The sequence below is a fragment of the Desulfopila sp. IMCC35008 genome (assembly GCF_010646885.2).
Taxonomy (GTDB): Bacteria; Desulfobacterota; Desulfobulbia; order Desulfobulbales; family Desulfocapsaceae; genus Desulfopila.
On the sequence record NZ_CP050700.1, the window covers coordinates 1,106,076 to 1,126,751 of the forward strand.

Sequence of the window (20,676 nt, forward strand, 5' to 3'; positions counted from 1 at the left end):
GATTATAACAGAGGCCCTATCAGGAGTACCGCGTTCTCCTTGAATTTCTCGAAAACGGAACGCTGGGAGAATGTATCGATGTCAAGTCGACTTGAGGAGGCAATGTAGCGTAGCTGTATTGTTTGTATATCCCGGCATACATCCCGGTCGTATATAACAAGGGTTGTCTCGAAATTGAGCCAGAAACTTCGCATGTCGAGATTGACTGAGCCAAACATGGCGAAATCCCCATCGACAGTAATAGTTTTTGAGTGGAGGAATCCATCCTGGAAACGGTAGATTTTCACCCCTGCCTCACATAGTTTCTCAAACCGTGCCCTGGCACCATATTCCGCCAGCTTTGAGTCGTTTTTGGCCGGTATGATAATTGTTACCTCCACACCGCGGAAGGCTGCAGATTCAAGTGCGGCCAGCAACGCCTCGTCGGGGATAAAATAGGGTGTCGTAAGGATCAGCTGTTTACGGGCAGCATAGATGGTTGTCAACAACATGGAGTGGATTGCATCGGGTGCAAAACCGGGTCCTGAAGGAACGACTTGAACAGCAACGTCTCCTTCTAAGGGGGGACTGTGGATGTCAGCGATTCGGCGTACTGTATCGATGTCTTCGAGCAGGGAGCGCATCTCAAAACGGTCGCTGTTTGTTTCAAGGAACCAGTCGCTTATGAAGGTGCCTGCGAGAGTCTCGACCACAGGCCCACGGATGCGCACCATGACATCTACCCAGCTGCCGACTCCCGTACCTTTCTTAAAGAATCTCGGGTCCGCCATGTTCTGGCTACCCGTATAGGCTATTTTCCCGTCAATGATGACGACTTTGCGGTGATTACGGATATCTATCCTGGCCCGGAAAACCTTGATAAGACCAGCGGGCAGGGCGGTCTGGATGCGGATACCTGCCTCTTGCATCTTTTTGGCTGTCGGGCTCGCCAGAAAAGACCTGCTGCCAAGGTCGTCAAGAAGTAATCGGCAGGTGACTCCACGTTCGGCAGCACCCATCAGGGCATCAGTTACACGGTCCACCTGCCCGCCTTCTTCCCAGATATAAAACTGCAGGTGACAGGTGGATTGGGCCTGATCAATGTCGTTTATGATTGAGGTGATGATGGTATCCGATGTGTCAAGCAGTTCAAGTTGGTTACCGTCCATGGCCGGTAAGCCGGTCAGGCGACGGGCCAGGTTATGTAGTGGGCGGCATTCGATGTTATACCCCTGCCAGTTTACCGGGGCTCTTCCCTCCAGTGTTTCCAGCCAGTGCTGGTAGTGTGCAGAGGAATCCTTGATGCGTGCGGCTCGTCTGTCTGAAATCCTGTTCTCACCGAACAACAGGTATATGAATGCGCCGAATATAGGAAAAAGAAGGATGACGATAAGCCAGGCAAAAGATACCCCATAGGATCTGCGCCGCATGATGACCCGTGTTGAAAGGCCGATTCGGATCAGAAGGTCGGTAATCAGAAAAATCGTTGAAAATATCGAATAGCTCGAGCCGCTTGTTTCCACGATGCAATCACCTGGTGTACGAGGGAGCAAGGATGTATAAATAAACTATTAAATGAATTTTAAAGTAATATTGACTTATTGCAAGTGTTTGCTTTTAGACTAGCACAATCGGATCGTTAAATGCTAGACTGTATGTCATATGGCCAGTGTACTGTGTTGTTGGCGCTGGCACAGTGGGTATTAGGGAAGCAGGCTATCTGGTAAGTTAATTATACAGTTGCTACTTTTTATTTCGGATGCATTGATGCGATTATTATTGAATACAACAGGGTAAGGAAAGGAAAATATGGGAGTGAAAGGTTTTTTGACTTCTGCGATTGCAGCGGGTATCCGCTATGCGGATCGACTGGATCTGGGGCTCATCTATAGTGAGAAACCGGCCGTGACGGCAGGTGTTTTTACTACCAATCAGGTGAAAGCTGCTCCTGTAGTCCTCGACATAGAGAGGCTGAAACAGGGGCATGCCCAGGCGATCCTGGTCAACAGCGGTTGTGCCAATGCATGTACTGGCAAGGAAGGAACGGCCGCAGCAATGCGTACCAGTGAGCTACTGTCCGAAACACTCGGTATTCCGGATGAAATGATTCAACTCTCATCCACCGGGGTGATCGGTGAGCAACTGAACGTCAAGGCCTTTGAAGATAATATAAGGCAACTGGTCGAAAATCTTGGGCCGGATAACTTTGACGATGTGGCTCAGGCAATAATGACGACGGATACTGTACCGAAGGTCGTGTGCCGAACCATTGAGATTGGTGGCAAGAAGGTTGAGCTGATGGGCATGGCCAAGGGGGCAGGTATGATAATGCCTAACATGGCGACCATGCTTTCTTTTGTTATCACTGATGCCCAGATTGGTTTTCCGGAGTTGCACACCAGCCTGATCAACAGTGTGCAGCGTACCTTTAACAGGATCACTATCGATGGCGATACCAGTACCAATGATATGGTACTGGTAATGGCCAATGGCAATGCTGATAATCCGTGGATTGATGAAGAGGCGGAGGAAAACAGGCAGATCTTTGAGGATGCACTGGAGTCCATACTCAAGGAGTTGGCGCTCATGATAGTATCCGATGGTGAAGGTGCCACCAAATGTATTACAGTAAGGGTGTGCGGAGCGAAGGAAGAGGAAGATGCCGAGCAGATGGCCCGAACCATTGCCAACTCTGCCCTGGTGAAAACCGCATTTTTTGGTGAAGATGCAAACTGGGGGCGGATAATTGCCGCCATGGGTCGGTCAGGGGTCCGATTTAACCCGGAAACGGTTGATATGGCCTTTAATGATGTGGTCATCGTCAAAAACGGTGTTGCGGTGAGTAAGGATGCGGAGTCAAGGGCAGGCGAGGTATTGAAGAAGAAAAATTTTACTGTCAGTATCGATCTGAAGGAGGGGAGTGGTTGCGAGGAGATCTATACCAGTGATTTCTCCGTTGATTATGTCAAGATTAATGCGGATTACAGATCGTAGGAAGAAAACATGGCAGATACTCGAATTTTTCTGGTACCGGCGGATTTTGAGACGGAACCCCTGTTCGAGAAGATAGGTGCTCTTTACCTGCTAGAAGAAGTGGGTGCAGAGGAGGGCCGCTATTCCTGCCTTGATACGTATGACTGGCGCCTTTTTCAAAAGGGGCACTGCCTCTGCCGCAAACGGGCAACATACAGCCTGGAAGATGGTGTCGGGAGGGAGATCGCCAAAGGGAACGGATCGAGAAAGAACTACCCTTTCTGGTGGGATCTGGAGACGGGCGAATTGCAGAATATTCTCCAACCAGTCATGGAAGTACGGGCCTTGCAGGAGCAATTTGGAATGGACCGTGTCACAGAACAGTTTCAGTTGCTGAACAAGGATGAAAAGATCGTCCTGCGGCTGATCTTGGTACGCTCACGTATCTCCAGGCAGGGACATGATCAATCGTTTGATTTGCAGAATATACTGATGGTTGAACCTTTGAGGGGATACCCGAAACCAATGCGATCAATATGCGGTTTGCTTAATGATATTGGCTTGGTTGAATGGGATTCTGGCTCTACTTATGTTGAAGAAGCCCTGGCCCTGTATGGGGTCGATCCGCAAGTGACGAACTCAAAATTTGAGGTAAGCCTTGACAGCCAAGAGACTGTCGATGAGGTGGTGCGCGATATCTGTTTGCAATTGAGGGAGACGATGTTGCAGACATTACCCGGCATACATGAAGATATTGATTCCGAGTTTCTGCATGATCTCCGGGTTGCCATACGCAGAACCCGATCGCTTCTGTCACTGTTGAAAAAGTATCTTGATGTTGAGGGGTTACAGTTTTATCGGGATGAGCTGAAATGGTTGGGAAATATCACCGGGCCGACACGAGATCTCGATGTCTATCTGCTGGCAAAAGATGAATTCAGGAAGATGTTGCCGTTGCTGCTCCATCCAGGTCTTGATAATTTTTTTAATGACCTTGAAATACGCCGCAAAAAGAGTATCCGGGCATTGCGTCGAAACCTGGCCTCGGAACGGTTTGCAGTTTTTATGGAGAAGTGGAAGCAATTTTTAGAAGAGCTTCCGGAAAACAACCTAAACCCAGCAGGCAAAAAAACATGTCGCATGGTAGCACGCAAGATTATCCGCAAACGATTTACGAAGATATTGCGGGATGGTGGCCATATCAGCCCGGAGTCTCCGGACAAGAGTCTTCATGCCTTGCGGATAGAGGGAAAAAAATTCAGGTATTTATTGGAATTCTTCCGCTCACTTTTTGTAAGGGATGCGGTGGATAAATATCATAAACAGCTTAAACGGCTGCAGAATAATCTTGGCGATTTTAATGACCTTTCTGTCCAGGCTGAGATGTTAGCTACCCAGATGGAATTGCTCTCGGCCGATGACGATAAGGCGATTCAGGCAGGGGCCGCACTCGGAGGGCTTATTGTCCACCTGCGGGACAGACAGAAACAGGTCCGGGAAAAATTTGAAAAGACTTTTGAAAGGTTTGCTTCCCTTGAGAATATCGAGTTGCTTGAATCAATCTTTGCCGAACCTGATGAGGAAACGGCAAAGGGAGGGCCGAAATGAAAACTCTGGCCATCTACAGCAGTAAGGGCGGAGTAGGCAAGACAGCTACAGCGGTAAATCTTTCCTACACCGCTTCTACCAGGGGCAAAAAAGTATTGCTCTGCGATATGGACGCCCAAGGGGCCGCATCCTATTATTTCCGTATACGGCCCAGGAAAAAATTCAGCAGCAAAAAACTCCTTAATGGCAGGATTGGCGAGTTTATCCGTGCGACGGACTTTGATAACCTCGATTTGCTGCCAGCCCATTTCTCGTTTCGTAACCTTGACCTGGCTCTCGATAAGCTGGAAGGGGCGAGGCGGCGTCAGGCCTTACGGAGCCTGTTTTCCATTTTTGCCGAAGAGTATGATGTCCTGGTTCTCGATTGTCCGCCGAATATCACCCTGCTTTCTGAAAATATCATGGTTGCCGCCGATAGTGTGGTCTCCCCGGTTATTCCGACCACTCTCTCCCTGGTTGCTTTAGAGCAGTTATTGAAGATGTTCAAGAAGGTCGGAGCAGAAAAAGGGCGGCTTCATGCCTTTTTCTCCATGGTGGAACCGCGGAAGATCATGCATAGGGACGTGATTGATAAATACAGCAAGTACCCGATATTCAGGTCAACCCAGATCCCTTATCTGGCAGAGGTGGAGAAAATGGGTATTTATCGCCAGCCGGTAGGGGCGATGTCAAAATCTTCCCGTGCTGCTATGCAGTATAGCCGACTGTGGGCAGAGATCTGGAGCAGGAGCACGGTTACATGAAGAGATTGATCCTGATACGTCATGCTAAATCAAGCTGGACCAAGCCTCATTTGGCAGATATCGACAGACCTTTAAATAAAAGAGGGAAGAGGGATGCCCCATTTATGGCCGGCAGACTCCACCAGATGGGTATCGAGCCCGACCTGATATACACAAGCCCGGCCAAAAGGGCACGGAAGACAGCGAAACACATTGCCCAGGGTGTTGGTTACCCAGTGGAAAAAATTGTCAGAAAAGGTGATATATATACTTCTGATATCAATATTCTGATGGCTGTAATCCGCGGTGCACCCGCCAATGTTACAACCCTCTTTTTGGTGGGGCATAATTATGTTTTGACAGAACTCGCAGAATTTTTTACGGGTGAGGTTCTTATCAATGTACCGACTGCAGGTATCGTTGCCATGCATTTCAACTGTGATTCCTGGCAGATGGTGAATGGCGGCCTGGCAGATATGGATTTTTTTGATTATCCCAAAAAACACAGGCAGGGTGGAACAGCATGAGTGATTCTTCCCCGGGTGGGGAGGACGGACTGCCATTTGCGACGGTACTGCGGGCCCTGTTGTTTCTGGCCCTGATCTTTTTCCTCAACTTTACTTCCCGGGTTGTATTTTCACCTCTGTTGCCTGTTGTCAGTGGTGAGCTGGGGCTGGATTATCTCGATTCCGGTTCGTTTTTCTTCTTTATCTCAGCTGGTTATTTTGTATCGATTCTGCTGTCCGGTCATGTTTCGTCACGACTGGGCCACACCCCTACCGTTGCGCTTTCCTCTTGTTTGTCCGGTGTGATGTTGCTGGTGCTAGCATCATGTACTTCTTTCACCACCCTCAGGTTGGGTCTTGTGGGTATCGGCATGACGGCCGGTCTCTATTTTCCCTCTGGTCTGGCGACAATTGGCAGGATGGTTCCGAGTGGCTATCTGGCCAGAGGTATGGCAATACACGAATTGGCACCGAGTTTATCTTTTGTCCTTACCCCTCTTCTCTGTGGGGCGGCACTCCCCTTTATCAGCTGGCGTCAGGGGCTGGTTGTACTTGGCTGCATCTTGATGGTTGTGGGTGCTCTCTATTACCTGCGGGCCCAAAAGGATTGTGGATTCGGGACCATACCAGGTTTTAGCCTGATTATGCGGATGGTTCGGCTACCCGGTTTTTGGCTGCTTACCCTGATGTTTTCGATGGCGATATGTTCTACCCTTGGTATATATGCACTGTTACCCCTCTATCTGGTCACAGAGAAAGGCATGGGGGAGGAAGCGGCAAATCTGCTGGTGTCTTTATCCCGTATTAGTTCCGTGTTTATGCCTATTGCAGGAGGATGGTTGGGCGACCGTTTCGGAAACAGGAAGATTATGGGAGGTGTCCTGTTTCTGGCAGGTGTGTTGACCGTTCCCCTGGGGGTCTCAAGTGGTTTACCATTGGTGGTGCTCATTGTGGCCCAGGCCATGGTTGCCGTTTGCTTTTTCCCTGTTGGCTTTGCAGAGATTTCGTCTCTCGGTCACGGGAAAGACAAAGGAGCTGCTATCTCGTTTTTGTTGCCCCTGGCATTTCTTGCCGGCGGGGGAATATTGCCGACCCTGATAGGTGGTGTCGGTGATATGTCGAGACTTGGATACGGTTTTGTAGTGGCCGGATCGATGATGATCCTGGCTTCGCTGGCTGTTTTTGGAATGAAGGGGCGATAATGTCAGAAAAGGTTCCGCAGTGCAGACACTGCAAGCATTTTTATATAACCCATAACCCGTCCTTGCCGTATGGTTGCAGGGCCATGAATTTCAGGAGTAAACGAAATCCGGCGATTGTTGTTTACGAGAGTTCGGGTCTTATCTGCCAGTTATTTACACCCAAAAAGACGGGTCAGGGCAACAGGCGTTGACAAACAGATGACACAGCTGCAGGAAAACAGGATAGTTGCCTATCTGCAATCACTTGGAAGGGACACGATCCTGACCAGTTGGGAATTAATCAAGATCACGGTTCCCGTCATTATAATTACCAAGATACTGGAGGAATGCGGGCTGATTTCAACCTTGTCAACCCTGCTTTCCCCTTTGATGAATCTGATTGGGTTGCCGGGTGAATTGGGGCTGGTCTGGGGGACAGCCATGTTGACGACGCTTTATGGCGGCCTTGCTGTCTTCGCGGCCCTGGCACCTTCCCTTGACCTGAACATTGCCCAGGTGACGGTGCTCTGTTCGGCAATGCTTATCGCTCACTCCCTGCCGATCGAGTTGAGTATCAGCAAAAAGTCGGGTGTACCGCTTCTCCCTATCCTGCTTCTTCGGGTTGTCGGTGCACTTTGTTACTGCTTTATTCTCGACAGGTTATGTAGCGCCTTGGGTATATGGCAACAGCCTGCGCTCCTTCTCTTTGTAGTGCCGGCCGAAAAACTAAGTCTGGGGGCCTGGGTGTTGCAGCAATGTCTCAATATTGGCCTGATTATTTTCATTATTTTCTGTATATTGCTTATTATGCGCGTACTTCGTTCCGTTGGTGTATTAGGGCTGCTGGAACGAATCCTGACTCCGGTATTACCCCTTTTCGGGATGAGTGGCAAGATGGCCCCCGTAACTGTTGTTGGTATGGTGATGGGTATTAGCTACGGCGGCGCTCTCATCATCCGGGAGATTGCAGCCGGAAAAATGAGTCGGGCAGAGGTTTTTAATTCCATGGCTATGATGGGTTTATGTCATGGCCTGGTTGAAGATACGCTCATTATGGTTGCAATGGGGGGGCGACTTGGTGGTATCCTGTGGGGGCGGATACTCTTTTCCCTGGTGGTCACCTTTATCTTGGTCCGATTACTAAAAGCATTGCCTGAGCGGGTTTCGACCAGGGCATCTTGAGAAACTACATGAATAATCTTGAACTCTATTTACGAGCGGGGAGAGGCGGAATGAACGCGGGTCGAATAATTGTCCTGGCAGGTCTTACACTATTGTATTTTACGGCACCGTTTATTGCGGAAGCTGGCTGTGTGCGTGGTGACTGCATCAACGGTTTTGGTCTTTTTGTCCATGAGGATGGGAGGGAGTATGACGGGGAGTTCAAAAAGGGGTTAAGCGAGGGCTCAGGGCAACTGAAATATCCAGACGGAACTGTCTACATGGGTGAATTCCACAGGGGGAAATTTCACGGCGAAGGACGGTTGATAGGAAGTGACGGCCGGAAATATGAGGGCTCCTTCCAGCAGAATGTTATCGAGGGCGAGGGAACCTTATTATACAATGATGGGTTGAAATACAAGGGGGAATTCAGCCTAGGTAAATATCATGGCCGTGGCACCCTTAGTTATCCTGATGGCCGGAAATATGTCGGCGATTTCAGAAATAATATTATCTATGGGAACGGCAAGATAACCTATGCCGACGGTTCTTCCCACGAAGGGCGTTTCGTCAACGGTAAACCGAGCGGTGACGGCAGGCGGATCTACCCTGACGGTTCCGTCTATGTTGGAAGTTTCAGGGCCGGTAAACGACATGGATACGGTGTACTCACAAGCCCGGAAGGATACAGGTATGAGGGCTTTTTTGCGGGCGGCCGCTATAATGGCCAGGGTGTTTTGAATTATCCGGATGGATCACGCTATACGGGTGAATTTGTTGATTCTAAACGGCAGGGTAAGGGGGTCCTCACCATGGCCGACCAGAGCAAATATACGGGCGATTTTGCCGATGACCTGCGTGATGGCAACGGTATCATCGAGTACAGTGATGGCAGCCGTTACGAAGGACATTTTTCCATGGGGAAACGGAGCGGTATCGGAACCTACACCTTTGCCGACCAATCCATATATACGGGGGAGTTCCGGGACGATATAATGGAAGGGCAGGGACATATTACGTATGCGGACGGCACCGATTTCAGCGGTACCTTTGTTGGTGGCAGGCCACTTGATGATCATGTCGGCCAGGTCAGTAATGGTGTGGCCCAGACGGTTGATCAATACCGGGTGAACCCGCCAAAACCAGGGAAATATAACCGCTATACGTTCCAGGGAAGCAAGATCTGCTATGACGACGGTACCGGGAAACCGGTTGACGGTACCATCCAGATATTGTTGCAGGACGGGTCCATTTATTCAGGTGAGGTCCGCAATGGGTTGTTGCAGGGTCAAGGACTGCTGCAGCATCCCAATGGCGACAGTTATGAAGGTACCTTTAAGGGTGGTAAGTATGACGGAACCGGAACCCTTAAATATAGTGACAGACGAGAATATAAAGGCCACTTCATGAATGGTGTGAAATATGGAGAAGGGGTTCTGGTCTACCCGGATTCCACCCGTTACTCGGGGAACTTCGAGGACGACCAATTCAACGGGAAGGGAACCTATCATTTTGCCGACGGCAGTGCCTATACAGGCGATTTTGCTGATGGCAGCTTTAATGGCAAGGGAACCCTCACATATAATGATTCCACCGTCTACAAGGGTGACTTCAAGGATGACCTGCCGCATGGCCACGGTATACTGATTTCTTCTGACGGTAGTCGGTTTGAAGGAGGTTTCAGAGGGGGCAAGCGAAACGGCGAGGGCACCCTGAAACTGGCTGACGGAAGGGTATTCAGTGGTCTGTTCAAGGATGATAGACTGGTTGAGAAACGGTAACCAAAAGAGGTAGTCGTGCGCTGGAGTTATAAAACTATTCATTTTGAGATGAAGAAGGACGGATTGCTGGGGGGGGTCTTCCTTGATGAGTCCGAAATGGAAGAAATTCTGAATGAATTTGGTAAGGCCGGGTGGGAGCTTATCTCCATGCTGGATACCCGGGATGGGATTGTAGGTGTTTTCAAGCAGCCTTTGCTCGAAGAGTTGCAAACCAAACCATATACGCCAAGGCAGGAGGAAACTCCCGTTACGATGCCTGTCACTCCGTCTGAGGAAGATCAGGGCGAGTCGGGACTCATGGTTTATGAACAACTGGAAGAGGAAACACCTGCTGAAGAACCTGAAGACGATATCGTTGAGGAGTGGGAAGCCGTTGAAGATGCAGATGTCGAGTCGGAGCCTGAATTGACAACGGAACTCGATGATGATTCTCCGGAAGATGATGATGCACCTGATGTCGGTTCCATCAGGATCGAGTAATTGACGAGGTGGTGAGCCAACCGGTAGAGGGGGAACCACGCAGGATGAAGTTCACTGCAAGTTCACGATATACGCTTGGCGTTGAGGTTGAATTCCAGACTCTGGATGCTGAGACCCTCAACCTGGCACCTTTTGCCCCAACTCTGTATGAAAATGCCCCACCGATATTAAGACCCCGAATCGCCAAAGAACTCATTCGTTCAATCCTTGAGATACGCACCGGGGTCTGTTTCACCATGGATGATGTGGAGTATGACCTTCAACAGACCTGTTGTCTTGCCGAAGAGCTGGCGAAAGATAACGGGGCCTTACTCTATGCAGCAAGCCTTCATCCTTTTGCCCGCATCGAAGATCAGGTGTTGTCGTCCGATGTAAGGTATAACCGAATCATGGAAGAACTGCAGCTGGTTGGCCGGCAATTCATTTCGCAAGGTTTCCATGTTCACATCGGTATGCCGGATGGTGATACCGCTGTCCGGGTCTGGAATTCCATTCAACAATATCTGCCAATTTTTTTGGCACTTTCCGCATCTTCACCGTATTTCCAAGGAGTGGATACCGGATTTATGTCCTATCGCACGAAGTTGTTTGAGATGCTTCCCCTGGCAGGAATCTATAACAGGTTTACGTCATGGAACGATTTGGTTGCGGGTGTGGACAGGCTGAAACGATTAGGTATTATCAATGAATTGGAGGATCTCTGGTGGGATGCGCGGCTGAATCCTGCTTTCGGAACCCTGGAGATACGCATCTGCGATTTGCCGGGTCGGTTCAATGATATACTCGGTCTGACAGCGGCCATACAATGTCTGGGTGCTTTCCTGGCAGAACAGGAAGATGTTCAAAAACCTCCTGATAATACCATTCTCCAGGCAAACAAGTGGCAGGCGGCCCGACATGGGCTGCAGGGACGTTTTATCGACCTTTCAGGTATGATTAGTCCTGGTCCGGTCGGTATGAAGCAGGCGTGTACGCAGTTGCTGAAACGTATCCAGCCCTATTCGGTGAGGCTGGGGTGTGCTTCACACTTGCAACTGGTGGAGGACATCCTTGTCCGTGATTCGGTGGCCGCACTGCAGCGAAGAATATATAACAGGGAAAAGAGTTTCCTGAGAGTGATAAGGGCCTTGCAGGAGGAGTTCTGGAAATGAGCAGATATGAGAAGTCAATAGTGGCAGCAGGTCACGAAGAGGTCTGCCGGGCTGCGGGTACGATCCTTGCCGAGGGAGGCAACGCCTTTGACGCAGTGGTTGCTGCGGGTTTTGCGTCAGCGGTAGTGGAACCGGCACTCACAAGTCTGGGGGGCGGTGGTCTGATGGTGGGGTACAACGCTCAGAAGGGGCAGGAACTATACTATGATTTTTTTGTCGATACACCGGGCAGGGGTGGAATCAGGAACAATGAGCCCCCTGATTTTTTTCCTGTTACCGTTAATTTTTCCGGAACATCACAAGACTTCAATGTGGGCCTCGGCTCAGTTGCTGTTCCCGGCACCCTGAAAGGATTGCTGCATATTCATAACAAACTTGGTCGGATTGGTTTGAAGGAGGTTATCAGGCCTGCCAGGGAGTTGGCGGCAGACCATGTCCTGAATCAGCAGCAGGCACATTTTTTGAGGTTGCTCTACCCTATCATGACGATAAGCGAAGTGGGGAAAAAGTTATATGAACCGGGAGGCAGCTACCTGCAAAGCGGGGATAGACTTTGTAATCCCGAATTAGCAGGTTATCTTGATCAAATCGCGATCGAGGGTGACGAAAGTTTTTACCGGGGTGAGATCGCCTCGGCAATAGTCTCGGAGATGGCCGGGCAAAGCGGCTTGTTGACCATGGAAGATATGGCCGGGTATAGGGTGCACGAAGCAAAACCACTCAGGATACCGTATCGCGGTTACACCTTCCTGACACCGTCGGAACCATCCATGGGAGGAACATTGATCGGTTTATCCCTCTCGCTTCTCGCTGCTTCTGGTGACATACCAAAAGACTCCTGGGGGTCCTCCGATCATTTGCTGCGCACTGTACGGTTGATGCAGGATGTGGAACGGAAAAGGGCGTTGGGAATTACTAATCCTGGCGCGTTGCGGAAATATCTGGCTAACAGGACTGTGGGAGAGCAGACAGCTGATGGTCGGCTTTTCTCCAGGGGGACAACCCACGTGTCCATAGCTGATTGTGAAGGGAACTGTGCATCGATGACCTGTTCAAACGGTGAGGGGTCCGGGTATTTTGCGCCGGGAACCGGCATCATGCTCAACAATATGATGGGAGAAGATGATCTCCATCCGGAAGGGTTTCATTCCAGCCCTCCCGGACAACGGGTTGGTTCCATGATGTCTCCTTCCCTTTTGTTGCGCGACGATAAAGTACAGCTCGTAATCGGCAGTGGTGGATCAAAACGAATCCGTACCGCGATCAGCCAGGTAATAAGCCAGGTTGTGGATTTCGGGAGAGACCTTGACGAGGCAGTTGCTGCTCCCAGACTTTACTGGGATGAGGACCGTCTTCAGGTTGAACCCGGTTTTCCGAGATCTGTGACCGATATCCTGCAGGAGAGAGTGAAAACTGTTATCTGGGAACAGAAAGATGTTTATTTCGGTGGAGTCCATGCTGTCATTCCAGGGGAAAGCGGTGCAGGAGACCCGCGTCGGGGAGGGACGGTCGTGGAGATTTCTCAATAAAAATGCCCAGTTTTTGAGCACAGCCCATTTTTCCGGGAATAGGTACGCCCGCTTCTTCATCATATAATCAGAACTGAAATAGGTATCCTGTGAATGGTGCTGTTCGTAGCATCTTAACCTCTATTTCTCATGAGCATTGTGTCAATTCAGGATTTCATTAGATCTTGCAGTTAGTTAAAGCAATATCTGTACATGAAAGACTTCACCCAATGCTCACTACGGACTGATGAGAAATTCGGATTAGGGATACTGACATCCGGTAATCGGAGAACGTGATGGGTATTTTACGACGTGTAGATAAAAAAAAGTTCAAGGAACTCACCTATCCTCATATGGAGTTTCTGTACAATATGGGTATGAAATATACATCCCGCTCCTATGATGCCGAAGATCTGGTCCAGGAAACGATGTATACCGCTTACCGGAAATTTCACCAGTTGCGGGATACAGGTAAATGCCGGGCCTGGCTGTTTTCAATCCTGCGCAGCCATTTTTTGAGGGAACACCGGAAATATATCAAAAGGCCGCTACTGGACGACGGTTCCGGGTACCTTAAAAATATTCCGGACACGGCAGGCGTTGATTTTGTTGAACAGTTAGACAATAAGATGGATAAGGCACGGGTGGAGAAAGGACTGGCCGGGTTAGACGAAAAGTTCCGGACGATTGTTGTGCTTTATTATATGGAAGAAATGACGTATCAGGAGATCGCCGATTTTCTTGATATACCCATCGGGACAGTCATGTCCCGTTTAGCTCGTGGAAAGAAACATCTCAAATCCAGTCTGGTGAAAAGTGCTTTCGGTACCGGGAAAAAAGGTGCAGATATTATCTACCTCACCGGTTTGTTCGTTTAGAAGGGAGGTCCACATGAAATGTGAATCATTTATCTCATGGTTAGAAAACCGGGATATACATGATGTATCTGAAGCAGATCGCGCCCGCATCCATGCCGAGTCCTGCAGAAAGTGCAGCAAACTCATGTTGCAGGATGAAGCTCTGGATCGTTGTATCCGAGAGGCTATGGCAGGAGAGTCAATACCGGATGGCTTGATGCAGCGCATTGATATGAGTCTGGACCGATCTCGTGCGCGAAAAGGTGTCACCGGTTTTATCGGGGCCGTAGTCGCTCTCTGCTTCGTTTTTGGTGTGGCGATGGTCTTAAATCAGCGACCTGATTTTATAACCATGGATCAACTCGCAGCCTCCGTTCTAGCGGGACATCTCAATCACGGGGCATTGGACATTTACGATCCTGTTGACGATCCCGCCGTATGGCTGACTGGAAATGTGGAACGAAAAGTCGGTTCTCCTGATCGGATTCCTGAAGGATTTACTGTGAAGGGTGCGCGGTTTTGCACGATTGAGGATTGCCGGGTAATTCACATGGTGTATGGCAAAGGCGACGAACTGGTATCTGTTTTTGTAGTAGATGAAAATGATGCCGGCTTCCATATTGAGTTGGGAAAAACGTATACCCTGGGCATAGAAGAGAACCGGATAACTTTCTGGAAAAAGAACGGTAATGTCTATGCTGTGGTAAGTTGAGAAGAAAGGGGCGAAAGGCCATGATGCAGTCCGGACGATATTTCGATCACAAGAAAGTGTGCAAACATTTCCCACTTGCGCAGGTAACGGGAAAAATTTGCGCACATGTTCAGTGCTGGTATGCAGGAAGAGACAGGAATAGTTTGTTATCGTGCTGAAGTTGCGTGATAGTGTAATTTATTTTTCGGTTGGCCTTGTTCTTGCTTTATTTGTAGATGAGAGAATTATTTCTCCTTTCCCCCCCTAAGCGCCCGGTGAGTGTATCACCAGGCGCTTTTTTTTTTGGTGAAGGGGCAAAGTATTGCGGATCCCACTACCTTTGACGGAACTTTACACGATATCAAGCATTAATTTGGCTTAACCAAGATTGAGTATGGTGCCGACTTGATAAACGAGAGTTGCCAGCATAAAGGCAAAAACGGTGTTGAAGACAATGGAAAAAGCTGCCCATTTCCATGAGGATTCCCTGGCAATACAGACCACGGTAACGAAGCAGGGAGCATAGAACATTATAAAGACAAGGGCTGCCACGGCGGCTACACGGTTCCAGTTTGGGTCGTGTTGCAACCGCTGGCTTAAGCTCTCTGTGGCCTCAACATCCACATTCCCCATGGAGTAGGCTGTACCAAGGGTTGAAACGATAACCTCTTTTGCAGCAAAGCCTCCAACCAGTGCTATGTTTGTTCGCCAGTCAAAACCGGCAAAACGCGAGAAGCCCTCAAGAGTTGTCCCTATTCTGCCCGCAAACGAGTTCCTTAAGGTCGCTTCACTTTCAAGATTATCTATTCTGATAAGTTCTGTATAGGCTTGGCGGGATGTTGCCGGGAGTTTCTCAATGCCTGAACTCGCTTTAATTTCTTCAAGCTCGGGATGCGCGGCAAGAATAGTCTGCCTGTTTTGTTCGAACCGGGCGGATTGCTGTTCCGGGAGTCCGGGGAAGGTCATCAAGGCCCAAAGTAAAATGGATATTCCCAGGATAACAGTTCCCGCCTTCTTAATGTACTGCCAGGTTCTCTCCCAGGTGTGAATGAGCAGGCCGCGCATGGTTGGGAAACGGTAAGGAGGGAGTTCCATAACAAAAGGTGTTGGCGCACCCCGGAGTACCGTTGAGCGAAGGATCTTGGCAGCGAGCAGGGCTACAACCCAGGCCAGCATGGTGAATATGAACATGTAACGAGCCTGATGCTCACTAAAAAAAGCACCAATAAGGAGGGCCAATACAGGCAGCTTGGCCCCGCAGTTCATAAACGGGACGGTAAGCAGGGTGGCCATTCTCTCTTTCGGTGAGCGCAATGTGCGGGTTGCCATAACGCCGGGAACTGCGCAGCCGCCGGCAATACCTCCGGAGACGATAAACGGCATGACTGACGAACCATGCAGGCCAAAAATGCGGAACAGCCTGTCCATCATGTAGGCGACACGGGCAAGGTAGCCTGAGTCTTCGAGAATGGCGATACCAAAAAACATGAACATGATAAGTGGTACAAAACCGAGTACACCGCCTACACCATCAATGATCCCGGAAATAATCATTGATTTGAGCAGTCCATCAGGCATCGTTGATTCGACCAGGCCGCCTATCCATCCAAAAAATGATTCAAGCCAGGCAACGGGCGCCTCACTCCACGAGAAGGTGAATTGGTAAAGTCCCAGCAGGATAAGCAGCATAATGGCCGGCCCGATGAGCCTGTTGGTCAATACCTTGTCGATTTTGTCTGAGGTATAGAGTCTGTCGGCATCAAACTTGTGAGTGATAACCCCTTGTTTAACAATAGACTTAATAAAACCATAGCGATGATCGGCTATGATGGCTTCCGGGTACACTTCCATGGTTTTCATGGTATGGTTGCTGACCCTTTCAACCATGGCCTCAAGTTTGTCGGCCATCCCGGGGTTGGTTGATCGTCCTTTCTCGACTATTTGTTCATCGTTTTCCAGGTATTTTATGGCGGTGTAGCGGGGAGGATAGTCTTCGGTCAGGAAATCGTTCTCGGCGGCCAGATCGATGATGGTCATGATCGTATCGTTAATGTCTTCGCCGTATGAAATATCGCGGGGAGTCCATTCCCGGTTTTCCCCGGCAAGAGCTATGGTGGCATCAAGCAGTTCTTCCTGTCCCATACCTGACCGGGCAATAATAGGTACAACGGGCACGCCAAGAAGCTCGGACAGCCTGTCAGCCTTGATCTCTATCCCCCGGTCTTTGGCTACATCCATCATGTTCAGGGCGATTACAATGGGAACGCCCAGTTCCATGAACTGGCAGGTGAGATAAAGGTTTCGTTCCAGATTGGAGGCATCAACGATATTAATAACGACCTGGGGCCTCTCGTTTACCAGATAATCTCTCGAAACGAGTTCCTCAGCAGTGTAGGCAGTCATCGAGTAAATGCCGGGAAGATCGGTGACAATTATTTTGTGGCCATTATGTGTGGCCTTTCCTTCCTTGTGGTCAACCGTAATTCCGGGGTAATTCCCTACGTGCTGGCGTGCACCTGTAATTTGGTTGAAAAGTGTTGTCTTACCGGCATTGGGGTTGCCGGCCAAGGCTACGGATAGTGAATCTTTCATTGTGGTTTCAGAGAAGTTAATTAAAAGTCTAAAGCAGGCAAATCAAACCTGGAAATTATGTAAGCTGTAAAGCATCTGCATACTATTCTATCGAAGATAAAAACAGAAAATATTTTTTGAGGAGATCTGTTCTACTTTTCGAGAATCTGAACAGAGATATAATCCGCCTCGTTATTTCTGAGGGTGAGGGTGGTGTGGAGAACCCGGAAGGCTACCGGGTCTTTGAGTGGAGCCCTGCCACAGACGGTAATTTGTGATCCGGTTATAATGCCCATGTCACGGATTCTTCTTCCCAGTTCTCCCCCGGCGCGGATGGCAGCGATAGTGCCGGTATGGTTTTCTTGCATCTCCCGCAGTTCGACAGTCTTTCTTTTTATGCTCATGATGATTGCTCCTTGCTGTCGCAGGAAGAGACTGAGCAGTCAGGGCAACTGCAGCTGCAGGAAATGGTTTTATTCGGATCAACTGCCGACTTGAATTGCCTGTAAAGTCTTCTGCCTACGAAGAAGGCGCAGAGGGCAATAATAATTGTGGAGATAATTGTCTGAAGCATACTGTTTACGGTGCCATCTAAAATTAGAACCAACTAACTGTTGTTGCCAAAAAAAATCCGCGAACACGGAAAGTTTATAAAAAATACTATTTTTCAGCTGCCCTCGACCAGAATATTTTCGGTGATTGATTGGTCGAGACAGATGGTGCTGCCATTCACTTTCAGAATACACTGGCTGCCATTTTCCTGGCAGACAAGCTCGGCTTCCGTCCCAGGATAAAGGCCGAGATCGGCCATCCTGGCGCATTGCCTTCTGTCGCCTTTTACCCGGTGGATTTTTACCGGCCCATTATTATAATGCTTTGAGAGGGGGGAGATGCCATGATGGCAACGACGCTTCCCGAATCGTTTCCGTACCCTGTCAGCAAAACTGCAACATGTCTGGTTAAATTTTTTCAAAGCCTTTCCTGCCCTTATTGTAAAAGTGTCTTCTTAGGTACACCAAACATGAAAGTGAGTCAATATCTTTTTCAAACCATTGAAATAATATTAGTCACGTCTAATACTATGGTCAATCAACGGTGAGGAAAGGGATGAAATATTAAAATGATTGTGGAGTATATGAATATCAGCTCGGATTTCTAATTAGTTCAGGCTGCACCGGAATAATAATTTTTAGCAGCAGACACAGCAAGCTCTGTCTACTGCTAAAAAAACTGCCGAAGAAGGTACCTCCCGGGAAGCACTCCAAGGACATTCGAAGTCTTCACGGATCTCATTCAGGGCACCTTGGATGAACATTGTGTATGATTTGGTAACAGACAACGTAGTATTAAATGCCAGGTAATGCCTGGATTAGAATCAAATCGAAACAATAATCATGGAAAATTCGGGCTGAGAGGAGTAATGGGCTGTGGCTTTAGCACGAATAGGGCAGGAAGGACTCCTGCCCCACAACAAATGGTCTACGTACTTTTAGGGGTTTCGACAATAATAAAATCCGCTTCGTTATTGCGCAGGGTCAAGGTACCGCCCATGACCCGAAGTGCAACCGGGTCATAGAGTGGGGCTCGACCCTGTATCGTTATGTCGGTACCAGGAACCAGACCCATTTCCCTGATTCTGCGGCCCAGTTCTCCTCCCACTTTAACGGCCTGGATGGTTCCCGATTGATTTTTCTTCATTTGACGCAGATTTATAAGCGCCATACTACACCTCAATGCAAAATGTTAAGTCACTCCCTGTGTACCCCAGGGTGCCTGTGAAATCAGCCATTTTTCTGTTTTTTTGCCCAGGAATCCCTCAGGGTGACCACCCTGTTAAATACAAGGTTGCCGGGGGATGAATCCACCGGGTCCGGACTAAAGTAGCCAGTTCTCTCAAACTGTACCTGCCTTCCGGGTTCCAGATCTTTAAGGGATGGTTCAACCTTGGCATGTTCTATGACCACTTTAGATTCCGGATTGAGGAACTGTTTAAAATCAGTATCCTTATCCGCATCCGGATGTTCAACGGTGAACAGCCTGTCGTAAAGGTGTATTTTGCAATCTATTGCTGAGTTTGCATCCACCCAGTGGATGGTGCCTTTGACTTTTCTGCCATCAGGTGCGGAGCCGCCTCTTGTCTCCGGGTCATAAGTGCAGTGAATAGCTGTAATTTCACCGCTTTCGTCTGTATCGTAAGAAACGCAGGTTACAAGGTACCCATAACGAAGACGGACTTCCCGGCCGGGCCCAAGACGGTGGAATTTCCTGGGAGGATCGATCATGAAATCGGACCGCTCGATGTAGAGTTCCCTGCTAAAGGGGAGTTCCCTGGTACCCATTTCGGGGTTTTGTGGGTGGTTTTGCCCTGTCATCATCTCCGTTTTATCTTCCGGATAGTTGTCGATGACCAACTTCAGCGGGTCGAGAACTCCCATTACTCGCGGTGCTTTGGGGTTAAGGTCGTCCCGGATTGCGTTTTCAAGTACGCCCATGTCGATCCAGCTTTCTCTTTTGCCGATACCGATGGTGTGGCAGAAGTTACGGATCGAGGCAGGCGTATATCCTCGCCTTCTGAGGCCGGAAATGGTGAGCATGCGTGGATCATCCCAGCCGTCCACATACTTTTCAGTTACAAGTTGCAGGAGTTTTCGTTTTGACATGACCGTATAGGTCAGGTTGAGACGGGCAAACTCGATCTGCCGCGGATGACACGGAGTCTGCAACGTCTCCAACACCCAGTCATAAAGGGGGCGGTGGTCTTCAAACTCCAGAGTGCAGAGGGAGTGAGTGATATTCTCAATAGAATCGGAAAGACAGTGAGTGTAATCATACATCGGGTAGATGCACCATGTGTCACCGGTGCGATGATGATCCGTCTTAAGTATCCTGTAAATAACAGGATCACGCATATTGAGGTTTGGAGACTCCATGTCAATTTTGGCTCTTAGAACATGGCTCCCCTCTTCAAACTCCCCTCTTTTCATACGCTCGAAAAGATCCAGGTTTTCCTCAACGGATCTGTTGCGATATGGGCTTTCTTTTCCAGGTTCAGTTAAAGTGCCGCGGTACTGGCGCATCTCTTCGGCGTTCAGCTCACATACATAGGCCTTGCCTAATTTGATAAGCTGGACGGCAAAGTCATAGAGTTTTTCAAAATAATCGGAGGCGAAATACAGATGGTCCCCCCAATTGAAACCGAGCCACTGCACATCTTTCTTGATTGACTCCACGTATTCCGTTTCTTCCTTGCTTGGGTTTGTATCGTCAAACCTCAGGTGGCAAGTTGAATCGTTTTCCACGGAGATGCCAAAATTGAGACATATCGATTTTGCGTGACCAATATGCAGAAACCCGTTTGGCTCCGGTGGGAAACGGGTGATGGTCGTGCTATGTTTACCACTGGCAAGATCTTCCGCAACGATCTGTCTGATAAAATCGAGGGGTTTTTCTTCTTTTACGTCTTTTGGTTCCATAGTTTTCATTATAGATTGTTGAGGATAGTGGGTA

General features: G+C 49.1%; 19 protein-coding genes. 12 read left to right on the forward strand and 7 right to left on the reverse strand.

Going from position 1 to position 20,676, the window contains the following annotated elements; translation table 11 throughout:
• Positions 1-2: 2 nt before the first annotated feature.
• Positions 3-1,502, reverse strand: coding sequence for a cardiolipin synthase (gene cls / locus GA520_RS05015; protein WP_163339646.1), 1,500 nt, complete (start codon positions 1,500-1,502; stop codon positions 3-5).
• Positions 1,503-1,788: 286 nt separating this feature from the next.
• Between cls and argJ the strand changes: the two genes are divergently transcribed.
• The 12 genes from argJ (at position 1,789) to GA520_RS05075 (ending at position 14,619) form a co-directional block, all read left to right on the forward strand.
• Positions 1,789-2,973 (forward strand): bifunctional glutamate N-acetyltransferase/amino-acid acetyltransferase ArgJ, encoded by a 1,185-nt coding sequence (gene argJ / locus GA520_RS05020; protein ID WP_163339645.1) that lies wholly within the window; start codon positions 1,789-1,791, stop codon positions 2,971-2,973.
• Between the two features lie 9 nt (positions 2,974-2,982).
• The gene (locus GA520_RS05025; RefSeq protein ID WP_163339644.1) at positions 2,983-4,560 is read left to right on the forward strand and encodes a CHAD domain-containing protein; all 1,578 of its coding nucleotides are present in this window, start codon (positions 2,983-2,985) and stop codon (positions 4,558-4,560) included.
• Positions 4,557-5,303: a ParA family protein gene (locus GA520_RS05030; RefSeq protein WP_163339643.1), complete on the forward strand. Its 747-nt coding sequence runs from the start codon at positions 4,557-4,559 to the stop codon at positions 5,301-5,303. The genes GA520_RS05025 and GA520_RS05030 overlap by 4 nt, the downstream gene beginning before the upstream one ends.
• Positions 5,300-5,809 (forward strand): histidine phosphatase family protein, encoded by a 510-nt coding sequence (locus tag GA520_RS05035; RefSeq protein ID WP_163339642.1) that lies wholly within the window; start codon positions 5,300-5,302, stop codon positions 5,807-5,809. Before GA520_RS05030 ends, GA520_RS05035 begins: the two co-directional genes overlap by 4 nt.
• Entirely contained in the window at positions 5,806-6,990 is a 1,185-nt protein-coding gene (locus GA520_RS05040; RefSeq protein WP_163339641.1) for an MFS transporter, read from the forward strand. The genes GA520_RS05035 and GA520_RS05040 overlap by 4 nt, the downstream gene beginning before the upstream one ends.
• Before the next feature lie 198 nt (positions 6,991-7,188).
• Positions 7,189-8,151, forward strand: a complete 963-nt coding sequence (locus tag GA520_RS05045; RefSeq protein WP_163339640.1) for a hypothetical protein — start codon at positions 7,189-7,191, stop codon at positions 8,149-8,151.
• A gap of 8 nt (positions 8,152-8,159) precedes the next feature.
• The gene (locus GA520_RS05050) at positions 8,160-9,911 is read left to right on the forward strand and encodes an MORN repeat-containing protein (RefSeq protein WP_163339639.1); all 1,752 of its coding nucleotides are present in this window, start codon (positions 8,160-8,162) and stop codon (positions 9,909-9,911) included.
• A 15-nt stretch (positions 9,912-9,926) separates the two neighbouring features.
• Positions 9,927-10,391: a DUF4177 domain-containing protein gene (locus tag GA520_RS05055; protein ID WP_163339638.1), complete on the forward strand. Its 465-nt coding sequence runs from the start codon at positions 9,927-9,929 to the stop codon at positions 10,389-10,391.
• 11 nt (positions 10,392-10,402) lie between these two features.
• Entirely contained in the window at positions 10,403-11,542 is a 1,140-nt protein-coding gene (locus tag GA520_RS05060) for a YbdK family carboxylate-amine ligase (RefSeq protein WP_163339637.1), read from the forward strand.
• Positions 11,539-13,071 (forward strand): gamma-glutamyltransferase family protein, encoded by a 1,533-nt coding sequence (locus GA520_RS05065; protein WP_163339636.1) that lies wholly within the window; start codon positions 11,539-11,541, stop codon positions 13,069-13,071. The genes GA520_RS05060 and GA520_RS05065 overlap by 4 nt, the downstream gene beginning before the upstream one ends.
• 275 nt (positions 13,072-13,346) lie before the next feature.
• Entirely contained in the window at positions 13,347-13,928 is a 582-nt protein-coding gene (locus GA520_RS05070) for a sigma-70 family RNA polymerase sigma factor (protein WP_163339635.1), read from the forward strand.
• 13 nt (positions 13,929-13,941) lie between these two features.
• Entirely contained in the window at positions 13,942-14,619 is a 678-nt protein-coding gene (locus GA520_RS05075; protein ID WP_163339634.1) for a hypothetical protein, read from the forward strand.
• Positions 14,620-14,976: 357 nt separating this feature from the next.
• On the opposite strand, the gene feoB is transcribed toward GA520_RS05075, so the two are convergent.
• From feoB to GA520_RS05100, 6 genes are all read right to left on the reverse strand, one after another.
• On the reverse strand, positions 14,977-17,190 hold the full coding sequence (feoB, locus tag GA520_RS05080; protein ID WP_163339633.1) for a ferrous iron transport protein B: 2,214 nt from the start codon (positions 17,188-17,190) through the stop codon (positions 14,977-14,979).
• Positions 17,191-17,321: 131 nt separating this feature from the next.
• Positions 17,322-17,573, reverse strand: coding sequence for a FeoA family protein (locus tag GA520_RS05085; RefSeq protein ID WP_163339632.1), 252 nt, complete (start codon positions 17,571-17,573; stop codon positions 17,322-17,324).
• Positions 17,570-17,743, reverse strand: coding sequence for a FeoB-associated Cys-rich membrane protein (locus GA520_RS27075; protein ID WP_163339631.1), 174 nt, complete (start codon positions 17,741-17,743; stop codon positions 17,570-17,572). Before GA520_RS27075 ends, GA520_RS05085 begins: the two co-directional genes overlap by 4 nt.
• A gap of 93 nt (positions 17,744-17,836) precedes the next feature.
• A complete protein-coding gene (locus GA520_RS05090) occupies positions 17,837-18,142 on the reverse strand; it encodes a FeoA family protein (protein ID WP_163339630.1) in 306 nt (101 codons plus the stop codon).
• A 506-nt stretch (positions 18,143-18,648) separates the two neighbouring features.
• Positions 18,649-18,891, reverse strand: a complete 243-nt coding sequence (locus GA520_RS05095) for a FeoA family protein (protein WP_163339629.1) — start codon at positions 18,889-18,891, stop codon at positions 18,649-18,651.
• Between the two features lie 59 nt (positions 18,892-18,950).
• Entirely contained in the window at positions 18,951-20,651 is a 1,701-nt protein-coding gene (locus GA520_RS05100) for a glutamine--tRNA ligase/YqeY domain fusion protein (protein WP_163339628.1), read from the reverse strand.
• Positions 20,652-20,676: the final 25 nt, after the last annotated feature.